Below are 22,280 nucleotides of genomic sequence, written 5' to 3'. Positions count from 1 at the left end.
AAGATGCTAAAAAAAGACTACAATTAAAAAATTGTAGTCTTTTATAACTCTTGTCTTTTTATAAAATTATAAATTGTCTATAAAATCCGATATTTTTGTTTGTAAATTTTCTGTTGCTTTTACTAATGGTAATCGAACTTCGTCTAAGCAAATTCCTTTTTTTAATAGTAATGCCTTAATTCCTGCAGGATTGTTTTCTTCAAAAATATAAGATACAACATCCATAAGTTTGTAATGAATTTCATAAGACTCTTTAATTTCTCCTGCCAAACCTAATTGAATCATTTTTGAAAATTCTTTTGGTAATCCTTGCCCTATTACAGAAATTACTCCTGCTGCTCCTGCTAAAATAACTCCTAACGCTAGGTCATCATCACCAGAAATTATTAAAAAATCTTTTGGTTTGTTCTTTAACAATTCTAAGTATTGTTGTTGATTGTTACCTGCTTCTTTCACAGCTACAATATTTTCAAAATCGTTTGCTAAGCGTAAAGTTGTAGCTGGCTCCATATTCTTAGCAGTTCTACCAGGTACATTATATAATATAATTGGTTTTGTACTTACTAAAGAAATTGCTTTAAAGTGTTGATAAAAACCTTCTTGCGTTGGCTTACTATAATAAGGAGCTACAGATAAAACACCATCAATATTTGATAAGTCTAATGATGTTAATTCATCAATTACTGTTTGTGTATTATTGCCTCCAACACCTAACACTAAAGGTAATCTTCCTTTATTTTCATCCGAAATCACTTTAATAATTTCTTCTTTCTCTTCTTTTGTTATTGTACCACTTTCTCCTGTTGTTCCATTGATAACTAAATAATTTACACCGTTATCAATATTGTAATTTACTAACTTTCTAAGTGCATTAAAATCTACACTTAAATCTTCGCTAAATGGAGTAACTAAAGCAACTCCAGTACCAACAAATTTTTGCATTATATTTTATTTAAAATCGTTAAATATTTTTTTAATTCTTTATTTAAAACTGCCTCATTTAAGCCTTCATCAGCTACAACAATATCATACAATCTATCATCAATATCTGCGAAACCAGCTTTTAAGTTTGCTTTAGACAACAAAGTTATCATATTAGTATATAAATTAGGCGTTTTTATATAGTTAATCAATAAATCATAATCGTTTCTAACGAAATTTTTTAAATTGTCTGATTTTAAACTAGCATTTAATCCAATATCTTTTTTTGTGAAAAAAAGAGGAGAAATATCTTCTTTCTTTAAAAACTCTTTATAAACTAATACATCTATACTTTCTTTTTTAAAAGAAAGTACATTTACTAAATTAGCTATCATTACATTTTCTAAAGATTCGTTATCTAGTAAAATTAAAACTTTTTGAACCTTATTTAAATTATGATTTTTATTTACTTTTTTATCAATAGTTTTATTGTAAATTTTTTCTATTGACCTTTGTTTAAGTTTACCTATCATTTTTAATAATTACTATTGCTAATGTACATTATTTATGCTGGATTTCTAACAATATAAATTGATTCAATTGCTTACCATATACTTGAAAATTATCATCAGAAACTACTATTAACGATTGATTACCGTTTGACAATTGAGGACCAAAAGTAATCCCTTCAATATTATCTATAATATTATTTGTTAATTTATCTTGTATTGATTCAAAATCAAATAATAATTCTTTTTTAAGCGCTATATATTCTTGTTTTTTTAAAGACTCAATATTTAAAGAATTTGTTGATTCTTCATCAATAGTCGCTTTAAAAACCTTTATAGTATTCCCTTGAGTTCCATATCCGCTTTGATAAATTCTTTCTATAACAAAAAAACTATTCTTTGTATATTCTAAAATAGCCGTTACTCCATTTAAATTGACTGTTCCTTTGGCTGGTTTTGTTATTTTTTCTAATTGATATGTAAATTGCTTCGTCGCTTTTTTAGTTTCATGATTAAAATACGTAATTCGTATTGGTGATTTTGTTTTATAAAACGTTGGCTCTTCTCCATCTGCAGCCAATGGTCCTTCCATTGCCACCCAATAACCTTTTTTATCAATACTTTTCGAAGAGCTTTCAAAAGTTGCATTATGTTTTGGTTTTGCTAAAGAATTAGCTTTAAAATAAGAAGGTATCTCAATACTTTCTTGTATTTTACCTAAACTGTTTAATGTAAAAATAGCTGGACTCTTACCTTTTCTTATAGATCCTTCGCTTACCAAGTTTATTTGATCATTTACAACGAAAATAGATTCTAAATCTAATACATTATCTTTATAAAACTGACTCGTTGAATCTATCCTAATTGTTTGTTTAAAATCTACTGATTTTATAGAATCATTCTTCATTAAAATATCTCCAACTAAAATTCTTGGATTTTTTGAGTCATCAACTACCATATAATATTGATCATTACTAAAATCAATACCTGAAATACCTCCAACAATTGTATTTTCAAATACTAATGAATCTTTAACTATAAATTCATTTAAAAATTTTAATGATATTTTCTCTGTTTTACATCCTGTAAAAACTAAGAATACGGCAATATAAAATAACTTTATTTTCATATTGCAAAAATACTATTTAATATAGATGTAAGGGTACAAAAAACACTTCGTCTAAAAATAAAAATGAATACAAATGAAAAAATATTTTCCTTTAATATTAAAAATTATCGCTGCATTTATAATGCTACAAACATTGTTTTTTAAATTTACAGGAGCTGAAGAGAGTGTTAACCTATTTACAAAAATAGCAGGAAATAACGAAGCTTTTGTTAGAATAGGAACTGGTATCTTAGAGCTAATTGCTTCAATTTTATTATTTGTACCAAAAAAAACTTGGTTAGGAGCTATTTTAACTGTCGGACTAATGGGGGGGGCAATTATAGGCCACTTAACAAAATTAGGAATAAATCATAATAACGATAATGGACTTTTATTTTTTAGTGCAATAATCACATTTATTTCTGGTGCTTTTTTATTGTTTTTTAATAAAAACTATATCCCCTTTATTAAAAGAAAATTTTAAATTATAATTTATTTACTTAAAAAGCAGCTTTAAATTACATAAAACTGCTTTTAAGTACTTCTATTATTTTACATTTATGTAAATTTCTGCTTCTCCATCAGTAGGGTTCTGTGCCTTTTCTCCATACACTTCAAAATCTGACACGTAAGTACGTTTAAGATCAGATTCCCATATTTTTATCCACTCTTCTACTACAGCATTTTTTGTTAAATCTCCTTTTGCCACATATTTCTGATAATTAGCTGTTTCAATTTCCTTACCTACAAACCCCAAAGGAACATTTTCAATATCACTTACTTTATATCCTAAAATCATTGTGTAAGGTTTTGTATGATCACTTTCATAGTCAGTATATACAGCATACGTACTATCCTCAAGTCTATTCGTAACTTTATCTATTAAGTTATCTGACATAAATTTCTGCCATAATTTAGGAATATCTTGCATTGCTTGTCCGTTTTCATTGGTCGTTCTAATTGAAATTCCAACTACATAAAATCCTTCTTTCTTTAATGTATTCATTTTTATATTTTTTAATATTTATACAAAAGTAAAAGTGAGTTATGACAAAGGAGTGTCAGGGGTAGTTCTGTTTTTTTTCAAAAATTAAAACAATCTTATAAAACTATATCTCTGTACAATTCTATAAGTAAAAGTAATTACTCTAGCCTATCTCGACTTATCGCGCTCTATTACCTAAAAATCAAACTATTACATAACCCATAGGATGAATAATTTATGTAATTTTAAACTCAATTATCTATTTGTTGTAGTTTCACTTCAACTAATTTTTTTAAACACATATAATTCCATAAAGAAAGTAGTATCAAAATGGGGGAAGAAAAAACAATAGCAAATAAAAAAACAACAGATATACCTTTTAATCCCGCCGTAAGTATACTATCTGTTGAAAGTCTCATTGAAATTGCAGTAAACATGCAAACTAATAATAAAACAAAAAGACAAATACTTACCGAAACCAACACTATTTTAAATTTAGATTGTAGCTGTTTCTTTTTTGATATTTTAATGAAAGCAAAAGAATGAACGATTAATATAGAGGTGTTAATTAACACATCGTATACGATGGGCATTTCATCTAAATAAAACCTAATCGAAACATTACCTATAAATACATTAACCAGTATATAAATAATATAAAGGTTTAAATTATGCTTTATTATAGTTGAATTTAATTTATTGTACATTCCCTAAAATCTGTTTAAGTAAAAATAAATGTTTATAATTTTACTTATTTTTAATCAGCACATGCATTAGCTCCTCACCTAATTCGCTAGATTAGCCTTATCAACATCTGCCTTATATTTTTCTTCACAAATTTTAAAATATTCTTCTAAGCTCATATCATGTGGTTCAAAATTACTTTCTGTATTTCTCATATTAGTAATGCAATCTATTCGAAAAGCTCTAAACTCATTACGTAATCTACAAAAAGCAATTAATAGCCAATTTAAATTAGTACTATACATCGCAAATGGTTCTACTATTCTTTTTGTTGTGTTTTTTTGAAGCGAATGGTATTCAATTTCTAATAACTGAAAATTAGTGATTGCTGTTTGCAATTTCATTAAATGATTACTCGATTTTTCTTTTTCTTGATTAAACCGAAATACAATTCTTTTAGATAATAAATCTGCCCTATCTTTTTGTGAATATTTTAGAACAGCTTTAATTTTAGTAATAGCATTTGTATAATTATCAACAAAAGAAGCGTCTTTATTTTTTAAAATTAACTGCTCTGCTGTAATTAAAGCATTTGCTTCTTCTTCAGAAAACATTATAGGTGGTAATTGATACCCTTCTTGTAAAAAATAACCTTTTCCTTCTTCTGTAACAACTGGTATTCCTGAACTTTCTAACGTTCTAATATCTCTATAAATCGTTCGAATACTTACATTAAATTTCTCTGCTAATTCTCTTGCTGTAATTAATCGCTTAGATTGTAATATTGTTACAATTTGTGATAATCTAGAAATTCTTGGTTTTTCCATTTTAAAAAATTATACTTTCTTTAAAATCACTGCTTTTACTATTAAATACTGAGAAACAACATATAATGTAATAATAGCAATATCGAAAAAATGCTTTGGACTGTAAAAATTATTTAAAGCAATTAAGCTATCTGATGCTATAAATAAAATACTTCCTAATAACAACCAAGTGTTAGCTGTAGATTTTTCTTGTAAATAATTTAACAATGTGCAGGTACCAAAAGTAGAAATTGCAATTCCATATACAATTACAGGTACTAACATTTCTCCTAAATTATCTTTTATTAAAAATAATACAACTGAAAATAGTGCTACAAAAACAATTGATGTTTTTAATATTTTAACAATTGATGCTGTTTTTAAAAATTTAGTTGTCATTTTTATATACATAATATGTGCTATTAAAAATGACCCTAACCCAAATACAAAATAATTGGTTTTATCTAATAAAAATACATCTCCCCAAAAAGAGAAAAACAATGCTGAAACCAACCAAAAATTAGCTTTTTTAACCGATAACAAATAGACAATCACTAACGTTGTCATTAGTAAAGGTTTAAAAATAAATTCTAAACTTTTATTTTGAATGATAACTGCATAGATATCAGTAATAGCAACTAATAAAAACACGATTGATGCTACTGTAATTTTTGTTTGTTTGGTCATAAAAAATGTTTTTAGTAAATTATTAACACAAAAGTAAATACTAAAATCAGAATAGTCTATGTAAAACTAATAGAATATTTTTTTTTAGATTTACATAAATAAAAACCTCAATAATGATAATAATCATTATTGAGGTTAAAACTAATAGAATATAAAACTCTTTTTTACTTACAAGGACCGATCGTTTTCCACCAGTGCTCTCCGCTACCTGGAGTTATCCAAATAGGACCTGTTTGTGCTTCATATATAGTATTATTATATACAACTCTATCTCCTGTATTATATATTACAGGGTATACTTTCCATGCTGAAATACCAACACATGAAGAACCTCCAGTTCCTCCTGTAGATACATCAACAGTTATGGTAATTGGTTCTGAAGTTGTATTTGCTCCATCATTATCAGTTGCTAATGCTGTTACAGTATAATTACCTTCCACTACATTTGACCAACTAAAAGCATACGGACTTGTGGTATCTTCTCCTAATTTAGTAGTTCCTGTAAAAAACTCTACTTTAACAACACTACCATCACTATCTGATGCTGTAGCTGATAACAACACAGTATCTCCTTCTGTTACCGAAGTATTATTAGAAGGTGCTGTTAAAGTTACTGAAGGTGTTACATTAGTAGTTCCACCACCTGTACCGTCTCCGCAATCTTGAAGATACTCCCAAGGCTGCCCACTTTTTGTATTTTCAGAAGGAACATCTCCTTTTGTCCACCATTTAGCTTTATAAAGTTTATTTTGATACGAAGCCTCTTGCCCTTCTGTATATGCTTTTGATACTAACCATTGAGCAGTGCTACATCCATTACCATCAGTACTACCGCCGTCTGTATAAGGAGATCTAGGGTAATTTTCAGCATTTGCAATTGCTTGTGATTGAGAAACTCCACCAAGTACCTGACTTGCTGTATATAAATATCCGTAAGCTGAAGAATTATTTGCACCTAATAGTAATTGCCATATCATTACACCATCATTGTTGCTATTACTCGCAGCAATATGCCCAGAAAGATCTGCCATATTCTGATAAGTATAGGTATAATATGGCCCCCATGGTTCATTCGGAAAATGTGTTCCTGCTGCAATAGCAAACCCGTATATATTTGCATAATACTTATATGAATCATACATTATTTTTCTATTACTTGCTGCTCCCGTATTATATCCTTGATAAGCTATTAGATCTATTTTATCTCCAACAGCTTTCAATACTGGAATCATATGACCTGTAGTTGCAAAACCATATAAACTAATAGCTTCATTAGGTGATGTTGCACTGTATAATCCTGCATCTGACTCGCCTGTAACCGTATTTCTTTTACTATAAGCAAAAGGAGAAGTAGAATCATCATTATTTAATCCTCCCAAAGCACCAACTCCAGCAGGTGCACAGGCTAATAAATATTCACCCTTAGGCATAATTGCTCTAGAGTTTATAAAAAAATCTTTAAATCGTTGTACATTAATTGGACTCCCTATTGTAGCAAAACTTCCGTTAGGCTCAAAATCCCAATCAATCCCTTCAAACCCCATATCATCTACCAAATCTTTAATTTGTTGATAATTAATATCATAAGCAGCATCTGAACCCCAATAAGTTTCTCCTCCTATTGATAGAATTACTTTTGTTCCTTTAGATTTTAAAGCAGCTACAGATTCTTTTAAAATATCTCCTTCATAAGGAGTTTGAATTCCTGTACCAGTAATATCAAGAGATCCTTTTTGATATGTTAAATTAGGTTTTGCAAATGCTAAAAAAACATGAGTTACGTGTTCTGGAATATCTCTTAATTTTGTTCCTCCATTTGCGGCTGGAAAACTCTCTGACCACGAAGGAAAATAACCAAGAATAACAGGTTTTTCAAGCGTTGTAGTTCTTGCATTTACAGCCGAACCTCCAGTAGATTTTTCTGGTTCTAAAGCTAAATTTTTATCAACAAAATTTTCGTTGCTACTACAGGAAAAAAGCATAATAAATATTATAGCAGAAACTGTAATGCTTTTTAATAATTTCATAATGTATAGATTTTTGGGGGGTTACGTAGTTTTTTCTATAGACGTTATGTTTTTTTAATAAAATTATTATAATAAAAATTATTTTTACTTATGACAAAAGCTATAATCGCTTTAACTATTTGTTTATACAAAGTTTTTACTATTTGTCCTTTTAAAAAAAATAAATCTACAAACAGCAACAAAAAATCCACAAACAACACTTTATCGCATAAAACAGCTTTTGTTAACAAACCATAATTACATTTTTTTTAATTCATTAACCTCACTATGTATAATTTACAGTAGATTAAACAACCAAAATAAAAACCTTTAGTATGATAACAAACAATATCGTTAGTTATTTCATTATGCATATTAAAAAAAATAGAGCATTCATTAATGAATGCTCTATTATATATCAAAATACTTAACAAATGTATCAACGAACTATAACATATCAATAAAATTTTGCTCTGTAATTATTGGAATTTCTAAACTTTCAGCTTTCTCTAGCTTACTTGGTCCCATGTTATCTCCTGCAATAATAAAACTTGTTTTTTTAGATATTGATGAACTAACTTTCCCGCCATTATCTTCAATAGCTTTCTTTAATTCATTTCTACTCATTTGATGAAAAACTCCTGAAACTACAAATACTTTTCCTGTAAGCTTATCAGTTTGACCTTCTAAACTTTCTGCAGAAACCTGTAATTGTACTCCGTGTGATTTTAATCGACTTACTAACTGAATATTCCCTAAATCATTAGAGAAATCGATAATACTCTGAGCAATCCTACCTCCTATTTCATCTACTGAAATTAGCGTTTCCAAATCGGCAGTCATCAAATTATCTATAGATTTAAAATGCTTTGCCAATTTTTTTGCCACTGTTTCTCCTACAAAACGGATTCCTAGAGCAAACAAGACTTTTTCAAACGGAATTTCTTTTGATTTTAAAATTCCTGCTACCATATTTTGAGCAGATTTCTCTGCCATTCTTTCTAGCGGAATTACTTGCTCTACCGTTAAGTCATATAAATCAGCATAATTTTGAATAAGACCTTCTTTTCTTAATAAATCAACAGTTTCTCCTCCTAATCCATCAATATCCATCGCTTTACGACTGATGTAATGTTGAATTCTACCAGTAATTTGTGGAGCGCAACCAAATTCATTAGGGCAATAATGTTTTGCATCACCTTCACTTCTTACCAAGATAGTATTACATTCAGGGCAATTAGTTGCATATATTGTAGGCTCAGAATTATTAGGTCTTTTAGGTAAATCAACCGCAATAATTTTCGGAATAATCTCTCCTCCTTTTTCTACAAAAACGGTATCGTTTATACGGATATCTAATTTTTCAATTTGATCAGCATTGTGTAATGAAGCTCTTTTTACAACAGTTCCCGCTAATTGCACTGGGGCTAAATTAGCAACAGGTGTTATAGCTCCTGTTCGTCCTACTTGGTATGTTATTTCATGCAATACGGTTGAAACCTGTTCTGCTTTAAATTTATAAGCAATTGCCCAACGTGGTGATTTTGATGTATAACCAATCTCTTCTTGTTGCTGTAAATTGTTTACTTTAACTACAACTCCATCTGTTTCGTAAGGTAAATCATGTCGTTTAGCATCCCAGTGGTTTACAAAATCAAAAACTTCTTCAATCGATTTTGCCAATGCAATTGTTTCAGGTACTTTAAACCCTACTTTTCTTGCATTTTCTAAATTCTCAAAATGTGTTTTATATTTACGTTCTTCTGTAACTACTTGATACAATAAACAATCTAACGGTCGTTTTGCTACTTCTGCACTATCTTGTAATTTCAAACTACCGCTTGCAGTATTCCTAGGATTCTTATATTCTTCTTCTCCATTCGCTACACGCTCTTCATTCATTTTAGTAAATCCAGCGAGTGGTAAAATAATTTCTCCTCGCATCTCAAAATCACTTACGAAGTCCGATTTTAAACTTAACGGAATTGAACGAATTGTTTTAATATTTGTTGTTACATTATCGCCTTGAAAACCATCTCCACGAGTTACTGCTTTTACAAACTGTCCTTTTTCAAATGTTAAATTGATAGATGCTCCGTCATATTTTAGCTCACACGTATATTCAATATCATCAGAACCTAACATTTTTTGAATACGTTTTTCCCAATCTAATAAATCGTCTTTAGAATAAGAGTTATCTAAAGAGTACATTCTATTTTTATGAACAACTGTTTCAAAATTCTTTGTTATTCCTCCTCCAACTCTTTGTGTTGGTGAATTCGCATCAAAAAACTGTGTGTTTTCAGCTTCTAATTCTTCTAATTCTTTCAGCTTAATATCAAAATCATAATCTGAAATAGTTGCATTATCTAACACATAATAGTTATGATTATGTATTCTTAACTCATCGCGAAGCGATTGTATTTTTTCTTCTATTGTCATTTAATCTTTCTTCAAAAAATTCTCTACCTGTCTTCTGTGTCTTAATATGTGTACAATGGCGTGCTCTAACAATTGTTCTAAGTCATAAGTTACATTCCAACGTGTTTTAAATGAATGTTTCTCTAACTCTTTATTTGTTTTATACCAATTATCATGAAATGAGTCTTCAGTATATTCCAACATTTTTTTTATTTCTTGAATAGCTGTTTTTGTGGTATTTATGAGAAACTTATATTCTAACCAAGTATCATTACTTAATGACTGTATATAATTTGCATAAGTATAACCTGATTGAATTATATGAAATATTACTGTTTGTATTGACTTACAATCTGAATCTTCTGTTTTATAATCTCTAGCTATTAAAAAATCTTCTTCTGATATATCACTTAATACTTTAATATAATCTTTAGATGCTCTTTTGTATTCATCCATTAAAGCTACTAACATTTTATTTTTATTCATATTACCTCTTAACTGTCCCTGTTAAAAAACTAACACCTTTAGGTAATGGATTTCCTGAAGAACGACGGAAAGAAACTATTTGACCAACATGCCAAGTAGCATCTGCAATTGGTCCATTTATTGCATTCCAAAAAGGAAATTCTTTTTCTCCAAAAATTATTTTGTATTGCGATAAATCTTTACTTAACTTTAAAATATCACTTGCTTTTTTAAAATTTTCTAATGTTTTTTTACGCTTTTCGGTAAATGTCATTTCTGGTTGTTTCTCTCCATTCGATTTATTCAATACAGCATTTAAAGTTACTTGAGACAAGTCTAGAATATGGTTTATGGTTTCTATAGTTGTTCTTGCATCATTATTAGGCTTAAAACCTAAATCTTTTTCTATTAAACCTTCTGTTGCCCAATAGTAACGGAAACCTAAACCATCTACCATTCTGCTCGCTACTGTACCTGCTGTAAATTCAGCTGAAGCTTCAGGAATCTCATAATATGGTAATTTCGATTGAGAACTTGCTGTTGCCATTAATAACACTGTTAAAAGTGAAGAAAAAAGTAATTTCATTTTTAAAAATTTTACGCTAAATTAAGGAAAAAAATCAGGTATAAATAACGTATTACTTAGCTTTTTTCAACAAAAAAACCGAAGCGAAAGCTTCGGTTTAAACACAATATACATTTACTATGTTATTTTTTTAATTTCATTGTATAAACAACATCTCCTTCGGTAGCTGAGAATAAAAGTTCTTTATCATTTAGCAGTTCAACTTTTAAACCATTTACTAAACTCTCATCACCTTCAAACTTAATTACCTTAGTTAATTCTTCAAATTTCCAAATACCTTGCTTTTCGTTATTATTCATAACAACTTGGTATTTTCCATCTGAATGAAAAACCATCCAACTAGCATCTTCTGAATAGCTTTGAATTTCTTCACCAATCTGAACTGACTCTACAAGCCATTTACCTGATGTTAAAAAATTTAATTCGTTAATTTCTTGGGAAAAAGATAGTGATGTTACACTAAGTAACAATAAAAGTATAGGGAATACTTTTTTCATATTTTAGGGGCGTTAGGGGATTAAATATGTTCCGAATATAATAAAAAAAGCTGAAATAAAAAATATCTCAGCTTCTTTCTTGTTTATTACTTTAGTTTAATAGTAAGTATAACGACGTACTTTAGCTATATGCTTTGCTAAACGCATAACTTGGTGAGAATACCCATATTCATTATCATACCAAACATATATTACGATGGTATCTCCATCAACAATAGTTGCCTTGCTATCAAAGATTGATGGGGCTGTAGTACCTACAATATCAGAAGATACTAATTCATTATTTACCGAATATTGAATTTGCTCTACTAAATCACCTTCTAAAGCATATTGCTTCATTATAGCGTTTACCGCTTCTACGGTAGTTGTAGAATTTAATTGTAAGTTTAAAATTGCTAACGATCCATTTGGTACTGGTACTCTAATAGCATTTGATGTTAATTTACCTTCTAAAGCTGGCAATGCTTTTGCAACTGCTTTACCAGCTCCTGTTTCGGTAATCACCATATTTAAAGCTGCTGCTCTACCTCTACGGTACTTTTTATGCATATTATCTACTAAATTTTGATCATTAGTATATGCATGAATAGTTTCTAAGTGTCCTTTCTTAATACCGAAATTATCTTCTAATACTTTTAATACTGGTGTAATAGCATTTGTAGTACATGAAGCTGCAGAGAATATATCTACTTTATCAGGGTTGTTTTCTGAATGATTTACTCCGTGTACAATATTCGGAATTCCTTTTCCTGGTGCAGTTAATAAAACTTTACTTGCTCCCTTTGGTACTAAATGACGACTTAAAGCTTCTTTATCTTTAAAAGCACCTGTGTTATCTATAATTAATGCATCGTTAATTCCGTAAGTTGTATAATCAATATCTTCTGGTTTACCAGCAGAAATCATATATACTGTTGTTCCGTTTATAATTAATGCATTGTTATCCACATCTACCTGAACAGTTCCTAAAAAGTCACCATGGACAGAATCGATACTTAATAATGATGCTCTTTTCTCTAATACTGCTTCATTTATTTCTCCACGAGTAACTACAGCTCTTAACCTTAATTGAGAACCTTTACCCATTTTACTCATTAACTCACGAGCTAATAAACGACCTATACGACCAAAACCATATAAAACAACATCTTTTGGCTGAATACTTTCTGCTTCAGTAGCGTCTTTTAATTGATTTTTTACAAAAGTTAATTTATCTACAGTAACATCATCTTGTAATTGATATTCGTACGCTAGTTTACCTATATCCAATTTTGATGCAGGTAAATCAATTGATTGTATTGCTTTTGCAATTTCTAAAGCATCGTTAATTAAGATTGGTTTAGCGACAAACTCTTTCGAATAATCAATTAAATTTAAAACCTCACTAGCTCTTTTATCGACTAATTGATTTCTAAATAAAACTAATTCTATTGATTTATCGTACCATAAATCATTAACGATATTAATAAATTCAACCGTAGCTCTTCGAACTTGGGCTTGATCTACTACTTCTTTTTCGTAATTTGTTATTGTTGACATAGTTGTGTGTTAACTAAATTTTAAAAAATTTGCTGCAAAAATAAGTATTTCAAACGGTTTCGTAAATGTTTTTACCAAAGAAAAAACTCGTTAAATAATTTTTAACGAGTTTTTATTACTTAATAATAAACCATCTTCATAACATTCATCATTCTATAAATTAAAATAGGAATAAAGTAATTTAATATTAAAACCTAAATCTTTCAATTTGACCTGAAGGACTTATCATTTCCAAAAGGAGTCTTCTATTAGAGCCTTTATCTAATAATTCAACAGCATTTAAAGGCGAGCTTATATTTTCACCATTTACTTTAGTTAAAATATAACCTTTACCAACTTCAAATTCTTTGAAGGCTCTATTTTCAGTTCTTTTAATCTTTGCTCCTCCCTTTATATTGAACCTTTTTTTATCTTCAGAATTTATATTCTCAAACTCAGTCTGTAAGACGTTACTTATTGGCAGTTTAATCACCTTAGTAAGCTTAACAACCTTGGTTAAGAGTTCTCCATTTCTATCAATGTTTACGTTTACCGATTCTCCAGGGCGTTTAGCCGTTAATTGCCCTTTTAAATCAGAATATTTCGTAATTTTAACATCATTTAATTTAATAATAACATCACCTTGCTGTAATCCTGCTTTTTTTGCGCCACTATCTTCAAAAACTTCTGCTATCTTTACACCTTGTAGTTCTTCTGTGTTTTTAAAATCTGGTTTAAATCCTATTAAAGCTTGTTGTACTGAACCATACTCTAACAAATCGTCTACTACCTTTTTAGCTATATTAGATGGCACTGCAAATGAATACCCTATAAAAGAGCCTGTTTTTGACGAAATAGCCGTGTTAATACCTATTAATTCTCCTCTCGTATTTACTAACGCTCCTCCACTATTACCAGGATTTACCGCGGCATCTGTTTGAATAAAGGCTTCAATATTTCTGTTACCATCTAAATCTCTACCTTTTGCACTTACAATACCAGCAGTAACTGTAGACGTTAAATTATAAGGATTTCCTACCGCTAGAACCCATTCTCCTATTTTTGCATTATCAGAATTCCCAAACGGTAAATTTGGTAAATCTTCATCTGTTTCAACTTTTAATAAAGCAATATCGTTGTCTTTATCTGCACCTACTAAAACAGCTTTTAGTTTCTTCCTATTATTTAACGTAATTTCAATTTCACTCGCCCCATCTATTACATGATTATTTGTTACAATGTAACCATCTGGTGAAATTATAACCCCACTCCCTGTTCCTACCTGCTCGTATTTTCTTGTTTCATTTCTTCCAAAAAGTCGTGCATACGGATTTTGCTGTGTTCTTACAGCAGTATTTTTTACATGTACTACTGCATGTACAGTTTTATCTGCTGCGTCAGTAAAATCAGTTGGCGTAGATGATGAATTTATAACTGTCGGTGTGTAATTTGCTTTTACTGTTTGTAGTGTTGGTTCTATATTTCTCTCTACAATTACTTGAGGGCTCTCTATCATTGCCTTATATCCTGCAAGTGATATCACTCCTCCTAAAAACGCTATTCCTAATGTTCCTAATATTTTTTTCATATTCTTACAAAATTTAATATAATCAAAGATAACATTTTAACATTCTAAACAAATCTGTTTAACTTTGTTTAACTCATTTTAACCCCTTTTTAACACTCTTTATTACTCAATAAAATATGTATATTTGCTTTATATGAGTACAACTTTTTATAAATATCAAGGAACTGGAAACGATTTTATTATTATTGATAATCGTGAAAAAACCTTTCCAAAAAACAACACTCCTTTAATTACTGAATTATGCGATAGGCATTTTGGTATTGGAGCGGACGGTTTAATTCTTTTAGAAAATGATGTTAGTACTGATTTTAAAATGATTTATTTTAATGCTGACGGCACCCAAGCAATGTGTGGTAATGGCGCTAGATGTGCTGTCGCTTTTGCTAAAAAACTACATATAATTAATTCTGAAACAACTTTCACTGCTGTTGATGGTGCACATTATGCAGAAATCACAAATAAACTTGTTTCATTACAAATGATTGATGTTAATGAGCTTATATTAAATAACGGATATACTTTTGCTAACACAGGCACACAACATCATGTTGAAGTTGTAGATAGTTTAGATAATTATCCTGTTTTTGAAAAAGGAAAAGATATTAGATATAATATTTACGGTGAAAAGGGTAGTAATGTAAATTTTGTTGAGCAACTAAACTCAAATACTTTTAGAGTTAGGACCTACGAAAAAGGTGTAGAAAATGAAACTTTAGCTTGTGGTACTGGGGTTACTGCAGTTGCTATTGCAATGTATGCAACAAAAAAAACAACAGACACCTCAATTAACTTACCTGTAGAGGGTGGTTTGTTAGAAGTTACTTTTAATGAAAAAAATGGAGATTACACCAATATTTTCCTAAAAGGACCAGCCGTTTGTGTGTTTAAAGGGACTATTGATTTATAATGAATACTTTGCAAGGAACATATATAAATTTAAGAGCTCTTGAACCAGAAGATTTAAAGTTTCTATTTCAAATAGAAAACAATGAATCTTTTTGGGAAGTTAGTCATACACAAACTCCATTTTCGAAATTTATTTTAAAACAATATTTAGAAAATGCACATTTAGATATTTACGAAGCTAAACAATTACGATTAGCTATAAAAGATAATCTCTCTTCAAACACTATTGGCATGATTGATCTTTTTGATTTTAATCCGCAGCATAAAAGGGCTGGTATCGGAATTTTAATCCATCCAGATTATCAACAAAAAGGATTTGCTTCTGAAGCTTTACAACTCTTAATTAATTATAGCTTTACACATTTACAACTACATCAGTTATACGCAAATATTACTGATGACAATACGAATAGCATTCGTCTTTTTACAAAACATGACTTTAAAGAAATAGGTGTTAAAAAAGATTGGATTTTAACTAACAAAATTTATAAAAACGAAATTTTATTTCAACTAATCAATGAATAAAAAAATAATATACGGCATTATTGCCATAGTAATTTTAATTGGAGGTATTATTGCTTTTAATTTTTATCAAAAGATTTTTAGTAAAGCTGTCACTAAAAATGGTGCTATTTACATAAAATCTAACGATACATTTAATAATTTAAAAACACAACTCTCTAATTATATTGATAACCCTGAAAATTTTATTTGGGTAGCTGAAAAGAAAAAATTTACAAAACCAAAAGGGGGTAAATATCTACTTAAAAAAGGTATGAGTTTAAACGATGTCGTAAATTTACTTAGAAGTGGAAATCAAACACCTATAAAACTATCTTTTAATAATCAAGACTCTCTAGAGAAATTAGCGGGAAGAATTTCACAACAAATTGAAACTGATTCAATTTCTTTATTAAAAGTAATGTCAGATAAATCTTTTCTTACAAAAAACAATTTTAATGAGAAAACTGCTTTAGGAATGTATATTCCGAATAGTTATGAATTTTATTGGAACACTTCTGCTGAAAAATTCCGTAATAAAATATTACGTGAATACAATCGCTTTTGGAATACAGCTAGATTAGAAAAAGCTAAGATGCTGAATTTATCTAAAAAAGAAGTTATTACTTTGGCTTCTATAGTTCAAAAAGAAACAGCTCAAAAAAGCGAGCGCCCAATTGTAGCTGGTTTGTATTTAAATAGATTAAGAGATAGCTGGCCACTACAAGCTGACCCAACTGTTATTTACGCGATTAAGGAACTTAAAGGACAAGATTTTGTTGTTAAACGTGTTTTAAATAAAGACCTTAAAATTCAGTCTCTTTATAATACTTACCAAAATACAGGTTTACCACCATCATTAATATCAATGCCTGATGTTTCATCTATAGATGCTGTTTTAAATTATAAAAAACACAATTATTACTATATGTGTGCTAGCGTTGAAAAAATTGGATTTCATGATTTTGCAAATTCTTTAGCACAACACAATAGAAATGCTACTAAATACCAAAGATGGATTACAGAACGTGGAATAAATAGATAATTTATTCTTGATAAAATATTTATACAGTTTATCTCATATTCTTTTTAATAGTATCTTTTCTTACAATATTACTCTAACTTTAAGCATCATTAATTAATTTACATAATAAGTTAACTAATGATGCTTTTTTATAAAAACATTGCAAGAAAAGCTACCTTTAACAAGTAAAATAAGATTAGCTACTAAATTATTCTTAAACATCTATAACACAGCAACTCATAAGATAAATTATCTTCATCAACAAAAATTAACAAATATTTAATTCACATAAAAAAAACTGAAAAACAGTCAAATAACTAAAAAAAAAAACAAAAAACTAACTTTACAATAAATAAAACAAACAAGTATAGTGATATCAATAATCATAACATTTTAAGACAATACTGGCTATTAGTATTTTAATATATAATTGTCTTATATTTGCACCCGCAAAACAGAAAGTAATTAACTATCAAGTATTTAAGTTTTATATTAATCGGATTTATAACACTTACTAGCTTTAAAACGCTAAGTGTTAAAACAGATAAAAATATCACTACTCCAACAGCATATTTTGCTAAAAACATTAACATTCCTTTTTTACTAAAAGATTTCGTAGGCTTTAAAGAAGCTTTAGCTTTTAAAGAATCTCAAGGTAAATACCGCGTAGTAAATAAACTAGGATATTTAGGTAAATACCAATTTGGAAAAGAAACTTTAAAGAGATTTAGAATTTACAATACCACTTACTTCCTTAAAACTCCAGAGTTACAAGAAAAAGCTTTCATAGCTTATTGTAAAGTAAATAAATGGATTTTAAGAAAAGATATAAAACGAAGCGTAGGAAAAACCATTAATGGTACTAAAATTACTGAATCTGGTATTTTAGCAGCCGCTCATTTAAGTGGTGCCGGAAATGTTAAGAAGTATTTACGGTCAAACGGAACTTTAAAATTTAATGACGCTTTTGGTACTTCTATAAAATCTTATATGAAAAAATTTGCTGGTTATGATACATCTAATGTAAGTGCAAATAAAAATCCTCGAATTTAAAATATCAAATTATATTGTGACGTCCTGAAATAGCGTTACATGATTAATAATTTAAAGGTAGTGATTTTATATCGCTACCTTTCTTGTTTTTATAGGTTTTTCTTTTTAATTGCATTTTTGACCAAATCAGTTTTAATTTTTAACCGTATCATATTTATCAATATCAAATTCTTGTTTGAGTATTCCATTAATCCTTTCTGCTATTGCATTTTCATAAGGATCATATTGTTCTGTCATACTTGGTAATATATTATTATCTATCAAAAGCTTTTGATAATCATTAGCACAATATTGTAATCCTCTATCAGAATGATGAATTAACGGTTCTTGTTTGTGTTTTCTAGTTTTTAGTGCCATTTCTAAAGCACCTAAAGAACCCGATACATTTAAACTGTTAGAAACATTATAGCCTACAATTTTTTTAGAATACGCGTCAGTTATTAAAGCTAAATAACTTAGATTCTTTCGATTTCCTATATAAGTGATATCACTTACCCAAACCTCTTCTGGCCTACTAATTTCTAAGGTTTTAATTTGATTTTTATGCTTTCTAAATCGATGATGAGAATCCGTAGTAATATGATAACTTCTTTTAGGTTTTATCAACATCTGATTAGCTTTTAAGATTCTAAATAATTTATCGCGCCCTATTTTTAGATCCTTTAGTTCATTCTCTAATAAATAATAGAGTTTACGAGTTCCTATTTTAGGCATTTTAATACGAACTTCATTTACTAAACATAGCACCTGCCGCGCTAAAGCTCTTTTGTGTTTTGATCTTTTTACAGATAGATAGTATACCTGTCTATTTAGCACGAGTAATTCACAGGAAGAAACTAATGTTTCTTTGCGTTCCGCTTTGTAGAAATCGATAACTCGGGTGTGTAATTTTTTCTGATATCAATACTATATTCTTTTTCTGCTAAATCAACTAGCATATCAAAGATGATAACTTTTTTATCAGCTCGTTCAGCTAAATGCTCTGCTCGGTTCTTTTGTTTCTCTAGCAATTTAATCTTTGCTTCAAGTTCTAATATTTTTTGTTCAGGTGTTTTTGACATAGCAGTAATAGATTCATGTTCCCAATCAAAGTTACCATATTTTTTTAACCAATTAAGAATCGTTGAACCCGCTTGAATACCGTATTTAACTTTTGCTTGACTCTTTGTAAGAAATCCTTGTTCTATTTCTGAAACTAATTGAAGTTTAAAAGAAATCGAATAATCTTTTTGTGTACGCTTTACATAACCCAAATTTACTGAGTTTTTCTGTATACTAAGTTTTTAGTGTAACGCTATTTCAGGGCGAGACATATTTTACATAAAAAAAAGACAGCTTAATTAAGCTGTCTTTTTTTTATGATTTATGTACTATAAAAATAGTTGGTCGTTTATGTAAATCTGTTTTTATATTTCCCCACTCCTTTATCGTAAATGTTTTTATGTATTCTGACGGAAGCGTTATATCACAAGCTACACAAACTCTCGTATCTGGTGATAAAGTAGCTCGTAAATCATCTAGCATTTTCTCGTTTCGATACGGTGTCTCTATAAAGATTTGAGATTGATTTTTATCTCTCGAAATTTTTTCTAATTCTTTAATTGTTCTTTTCCTATCTGATTTATCAATAGGTAGATAACCATTAAACGCAAAATTTTGACCATTCATTCCTGATCCCATCATAGCCATTAAAATTGAACATGGCCCAACTAAAGGTACCACTTGAATTCCTTTTTCATGTGCCAACTTTACAATACTTGCTCCAGGATCTGCAACCGCAGGAACACCTGCTTCTGACAACAAACCAATTGAAACCCCTTTATCGCATGTATCTAAGTAATTTTGAATTTCAATATCATTAGAATACTTATCTAATAATAATAACTCTAAAGATGGTTGTGCTTTATTAGGTGTAATTCTTTTTATAAATCTTCTTGCTGATTTTTCATTTTCTACAATAAAAAAATCAAGATGCTCAATTACTTTTTTAACAGATATAGGCATTACCTCTAAAGGTTCAGTATCTCCTAATGTTGTTGGTATTAAGTATAATTTACCTTTCATTTAGTTTTCTAATTTTGATGCTATATTTTCACAAGCTTCATCTAACATTTTATATACATTTTCAAAACCTTGATCACCCCCATAATATGGGTCTGGTACACTTCTATCTTCAGATGGATATAATTCATTTAAAATAAGCTTTACTTTTGGAACATCATTATTATCATCTATCATCGAAATGATGTTATCATAATTACTCTCATCCATAGCAAAAATTAAATCGAAATCTTTAAAATCTGATTTCACAAATTTTCTTGATCGTTGATTTGTAATATCAACTCCATATTCTCTTGCAACAGCTATCGATCTTTTATCTGGTAATTCACCTACATGATATCCTGCAGTACCTGCAGAATCAATCTCAAAAGAATCAGCAGATAATTTAGACTGTAAAATACCTTCAGCTAATGGAGAACGACAAATATTCCCCAAACAAACCATTAGTATTTTTTTCATAATTACATTGTTAATTTCTTAGTTAAATCTTCAACATACTTCTTAAATTGCTTATCTGTCTCTGTTAAATTATCAACAGTCTTACAAGCGTGCAATACTGTAGCATGATCTCTTTTACCTATTTGACTACCAATACTTGCTAATGAAGATTTAGTCATACGTTTAGCAAAAAACATTGCTAATTGACGTGCCTGAACAATGTGTCTTTTACGTGTTTTAGATTGTAAAGTAGCAACATCCATATCAAAATATTTAGATACCACTTTTTGAATATAATCAATTGAAACTTCTCTTTTAGTATTCTTAACAAACTTATCGACGATCTCTTTTGCTAACTCAACACTAAATTCTTTTCTATTAAAAGAAGCTTGAGCAATCATAGAAATAATAACACCTTCTAATTCTCGAACATTAGATTTAATATTCTTAGCAATATATTCAACTATTTCTTCTGGCATTTCAACACCATCTCTATATAATTTATTTTGAAGTATAGAAATACGCGTTTCAAAGTCGGGAGCTTGTAGCTCTGCAGATAACCCCCATTTAAAACGAGATAACAAACGTTGTTCAATATCTTGCATATCAACAGGTGCTTTATCCGAAGTTAAAATTACCTGTTTTCCATTTTGATGTAAATGATTAAATATATGAAAAAACACATCTTGAGTACCTGATTTACCTGATAAAAATTGAACATCATCAATAATTAACACGTCAATCATTTGATAGAAATGAATAAAATCATTTCTTGTGTTTGATTTAACTGAATCTATAAATTGCTGTGTAAATTTCTCTGAAGAAATATACAAAACTGTTTTATCTGGATATTTATCTTTAATCTCAACTCCAATAGCATGAGATAAATGTGTTTTACCTAAACCTACTCCTCCATATATTAATAATGGGTTAAATGATGTCCCTCCAGGTTTATTAGCAACAGCCATACCTGCAGATCGAGCTAGTCTATTTGCGTCTCCCTCAATAAAATTTTCAAAATTGTAATTAGGGTTTAATTGAGATTCAATTTTCACCTTTTGTAAACCAGGAATAATAAAAGGATTTTTTAACTCTCTTTTAGATTCTAAAGGAATAGTTACTCTTTGTGGTTTTAACGGGTTACGATTCGAACTAGGAATTTTAACCGTTTGTGGACTATTACTACTATACGTATTTTCCATACGCACATCATAAATTAATTTTGCATCACTCCCCAATTCTCTAACCAAAGCAACTCTTAATAATTTAATATAATGCTCTTCTAACCATTCGTAGAAAAATCTACTTGGCACTTGAACAGTAAGGGCTTCCCCTGCTAGTTTAATCGGTTTAATTGGCTCAAACCAAGTTTTGTATGCTTGAGGTTTAATATTATCTTTTATAAAAGATAAACATTCCTTCCATACTGAATCAGCAGTTTTAATCATGTTGGTTTAAAACAGTTTTAGTTGTTAATTTTTACTCAGTTTTTTGGGGACTCCAAATACGCTTATTT

At 29.2% G+C, this 22,280-nt stretch carries 24 protein-coding genes; 6 read left to right on the top strand and 18 right to left on the bottom strand.

The features are described 5' to 3' along the window. Window positions 1-66 precede the first annotated feature (66 nt). From dapA to CXF68_RS12755, 3 genes are read right to left on the bottom strand one after another with little or no spacing between them, the layout of a single operon-like run. Window positions 67-942, bottom strand: coding sequence for a 4-hydroxy-tetrahydrodipicolinate synthase (gene dapA, locus CXF68_RS12765; RefSeq protein WP_101045231.1), 876 nt, complete (start codon window positions 940-942; stop codon window positions 67-69). Next, the gene (locus tag CXF68_RS12760) at window positions 942-1,454 is read right to left on the bottom strand and encodes a hypothetical protein (RefSeq protein ID WP_101045230.1); all 513 of its coding nucleotides are present in this window, start codon (window positions 1,452-1,454) and stop codon (window positions 942-944) included. Before CXF68_RS12760 ends, dapA begins: the two co-directional genes overlap by 1 nt. A gap of 28 nt (window positions 1,455-1,482) precedes the next feature. Continuing rightward, window positions 1,483-2,559 (bottom strand): esterase-like activity of phytase family protein, encoded by a 1,077-nt coding sequence (locus CXF68_RS12755; RefSeq protein WP_101045229.1) that lies wholly within the window; start codon window positions 2,557-2,559, stop codon window positions 1,483-1,485. A gap of 73 nt (window positions 2,560-2,632) precedes the next feature. Here CXF68_RS12755 and CXF68_RS12750 point away from each other — a divergent pair, with 73 nt between their 5' ends. Next, window positions 2,633-3,022: a DoxX family protein gene (locus tag CXF68_RS12750; RefSeq protein WP_101045228.1), complete on the top strand. Its 390-nt coding sequence runs from the start codon at window positions 2,633-2,635 to the stop codon at window positions 3,020-3,022. A 63-nt stretch (window positions 3,023-3,085) separates the two neighbouring features. On the opposite strand, the gene CXF68_RS12745 is transcribed toward CXF68_RS12750, so the two are convergent. Beyond that, complete coding sequence (locus tag CXF68_RS12745) at window positions 3,086-3,544, bottom strand: GyrI-like domain-containing protein (protein WP_101045227.1); 459 nt, start codon at window positions 3,542-3,544, stop codon at window positions 3,086-3,088. A 309-nt stretch (window positions 3,545-3,853) separates the two neighbouring features. Between CXF68_RS12745 and CXF68_RS12740 the strand changes: the two genes are divergently transcribed. After that, window positions 3,854-4,069 (top strand): hypothetical protein, encoded by a 216-nt coding sequence (locus tag CXF68_RS12740; protein WP_101045226.1) that lies wholly within the window; start codon window positions 3,854-3,856, stop codon window positions 4,067-4,069. A 239-nt stretch (window positions 4,070-4,308) separates the two neighbouring features. Here the strand turns inward: CXF68_RS12740 and CXF68_RS12735 are convergent, their stop codons facing one another. The 9 genes from CXF68_RS12735 to CXF68_RS12695 all read right to left on the bottom strand — a co-directional run bounded on the left by CXF68_RS12735 (window position 4,309) and on the right by CXF68_RS12695 (window position 14,781). After that, complete coding sequence (locus CXF68_RS12735) at window positions 4,309-5,034, bottom strand: YafY family protein (RefSeq protein ID WP_101045225.1); 726 nt, start codon at window positions 5,032-5,034, stop codon at window positions 4,309-4,311. 9 nt (window positions 5,035-5,043) lie between these two features. Beyond that, window positions 5,044-5,700, bottom strand: a complete 657-nt coding sequence (locus tag CXF68_RS12730; RefSeq protein ID WP_101045224.1) for a lysoplasmalogenase — start codon at window positions 5,698-5,700, stop codon at window positions 5,044-5,046. Window positions 5,701-5,864: 164 nt separating this feature from the next. Then, window positions 5,865-7,727 (bottom strand): Ig-like domain-containing protein, encoded by a 1,863-nt coding sequence (locus tag CXF68_RS12725; RefSeq protein ID WP_101045223.1) that lies wholly within the window; start codon window positions 7,725-7,727, stop codon window positions 5,865-5,867. Window positions 7,728-8,153: 426 nt separating this feature from the next. After that, window positions 8,154-10,148: an NAD-dependent DNA ligase LigA gene (gene ligA, locus CXF68_RS12720; RefSeq protein ID WP_101045222.1), complete on the bottom strand. Its 1,995-nt coding sequence runs from the start codon at window positions 10,146-10,148 to the stop codon at window positions 8,154-8,156. Next, window positions 10,149-10,613 (bottom strand): DinB family protein, encoded by a 465-nt coding sequence (locus CXF68_RS12715; protein ID WP_101045221.1) that lies wholly within the window; start codon window positions 10,611-10,613, stop codon window positions 10,149-10,151. It abuts the gene before it with no gap. Between the two features lies 1 nt (window position 10,614). Beyond that, the gene (locus CXF68_RS12710) at window positions 10,615-11,178 is read right to left on the bottom strand and encodes a hypothetical protein (RefSeq protein WP_101045220.1); all 564 of its coding nucleotides are present in this window, start codon (window positions 11,176-11,178) and stop codon (window positions 10,615-10,617) included. Between the two features lie 122 nt (window positions 11,179-11,300). Next, a complete protein-coding gene (locus CXF68_RS12705) occupies window positions 11,301-11,675 on the bottom strand; it encodes a hypothetical protein (RefSeq protein WP_101045218.1) in 375 nt (124 codons plus the stop codon). A gap of 96 nt (window positions 11,676-11,771) precedes the next feature. After that, entirely contained in the window at window positions 11,772-13,214 is a 1,443-nt protein-coding gene (locus CXF68_RS12700) for a glyceraldehyde-3-phosphate dehydrogenase (protein ID WP_101045217.1), read from the bottom strand. A 187-nt stretch (window positions 13,215-13,401) separates the two neighbouring features. Further along, window positions 13,402-14,781 (bottom strand): trypsin-like peptidase domain-containing protein, encoded by a 1,380-nt coding sequence (locus CXF68_RS12695; RefSeq protein WP_101045216.1) that lies wholly within the window; start codon window positions 14,779-14,781, stop codon window positions 13,402-13,404. 133 nt (window positions 14,782-14,914) lie between these two features. Here CXF68_RS12695 and dapF point away from each other — a divergent pair, with 133 nt between their 5' ends. The 4 genes from dapF (at window position 14,915) to CXF68_RS21005 (ending at window position 18,265) form a co-directional block, all read left to right on the top strand. Beyond that, window positions 14,915-15,688, top strand: a complete 774-nt coding sequence (dapF, locus tag CXF68_RS12690) for a diaminopimelate epimerase (protein WP_101045215.1) — start codon at window positions 14,915-14,917, stop codon at window positions 15,686-15,688. Next, window positions 15,688-16,212 (top strand): GNAT family N-acetyltransferase, encoded by a 525-nt coding sequence (locus CXF68_RS12685; protein WP_101045214.1) that lies wholly within the window; start codon window positions 15,688-15,690, stop codon window positions 16,210-16,212. The genes dapF and CXF68_RS12685 overlap by 1 nt, the downstream gene beginning before the upstream one ends. Continuing rightward, the gene (gene mltG / locus CXF68_RS12680) at window positions 16,205-17,233 is read left to right on the top strand and encodes an endolytic transglycosylase MltG (protein ID WP_101045213.1); all 1,029 of its coding nucleotides are present in this window, start codon (window positions 16,205-16,207) and stop codon (window positions 17,231-17,233) included. Before CXF68_RS12685 ends, mltG begins: the two co-directional genes overlap by 8 nt. Before the next feature lie 450 nt (window positions 17,234-17,683). Next, on the top strand, window positions 17,684-18,265 hold the full coding sequence (locus CXF68_RS21005) for a peptidoglycan-binding protein LysM (RefSeq protein ID WP_101047509.1): 582 nt from the start codon (window positions 17,684-17,686) through the stop codon (window positions 18,263-18,265). Between the two features lie 132 nt (window positions 18,266-18,397). Here the strand turns inward: CXF68_RS21005 and CXF68_RS12670 are convergent, their stop codons facing one another. The 5 genes from CXF68_RS12670 to dnaA form a co-directional block, all read right to left on the bottom strand. Beyond that, a complete protein-coding gene (locus tag CXF68_RS12670; RefSeq protein WP_232771653.1) occupies window positions 18,398-19,081 on the bottom strand; it encodes an IS3 family transposase in 684 nt (227 codons plus the stop codon). A 20-nt stretch (window positions 19,082-19,101) separates the two neighbouring features. Beyond that, window positions 19,102-19,518 carry a transposase gene (locus tag CXF68_RS12665; RefSeq protein WP_101045211.1) on the bottom strand — a complete coding sequence of 139 codons (417 nt, stop codon included), beginning with the start codon at window positions 19,516-19,518 and terminating at the stop codon, window positions 19,102-19,104. A gap of 103 nt (window positions 19,519-19,621) precedes the next feature. Further along, the gene (locus tag CXF68_RS12660) at window positions 19,622-20,329 is read right to left on the bottom strand and encodes an SAM-dependent methyltransferase (RefSeq protein ID WP_101045210.1); all 708 of its coding nucleotides are present in this window, start codon (window positions 20,327-20,329) and stop codon (window positions 19,622-19,624) included. Continuing rightward, window positions 20,330-20,785: a low molecular weight protein-tyrosine-phosphatase gene (locus CXF68_RS12655; protein ID WP_198553815.1), complete on the bottom strand. Its 456-nt coding sequence runs from the start codon at window positions 20,783-20,785 to the stop codon at window positions 20,330-20,332. A 2-nt stretch (window positions 20,786-20,787) separates the two neighbouring features. After that, window positions 20,788-22,212: a chromosomal replication initiator protein DnaA gene (dnaA, locus tag CXF68_RS12650; RefSeq protein ID WP_101045208.1), complete on the bottom strand. Its 1,425-nt coding sequence runs from the start codon at window positions 22,210-22,212 to the stop codon at window positions 20,788-20,790. Between the last annotated feature and the right edge of the window lie 68 nt (window positions 22,213-22,280).

The sequence above is a fragment of the Tenacibaculum sp. Bg11-29 genome (assembly GCF_002836595.1).
Lineage (GTDB): Bacteria > Bacteroidota > Bacteroidia > Flavobacteriales > Flavobacteriaceae > Polaribacter.
Note: the sequence above shows the minus strand (reverse complement) of the source record. Positions and strands in the feature narration are given on the sequence as shown.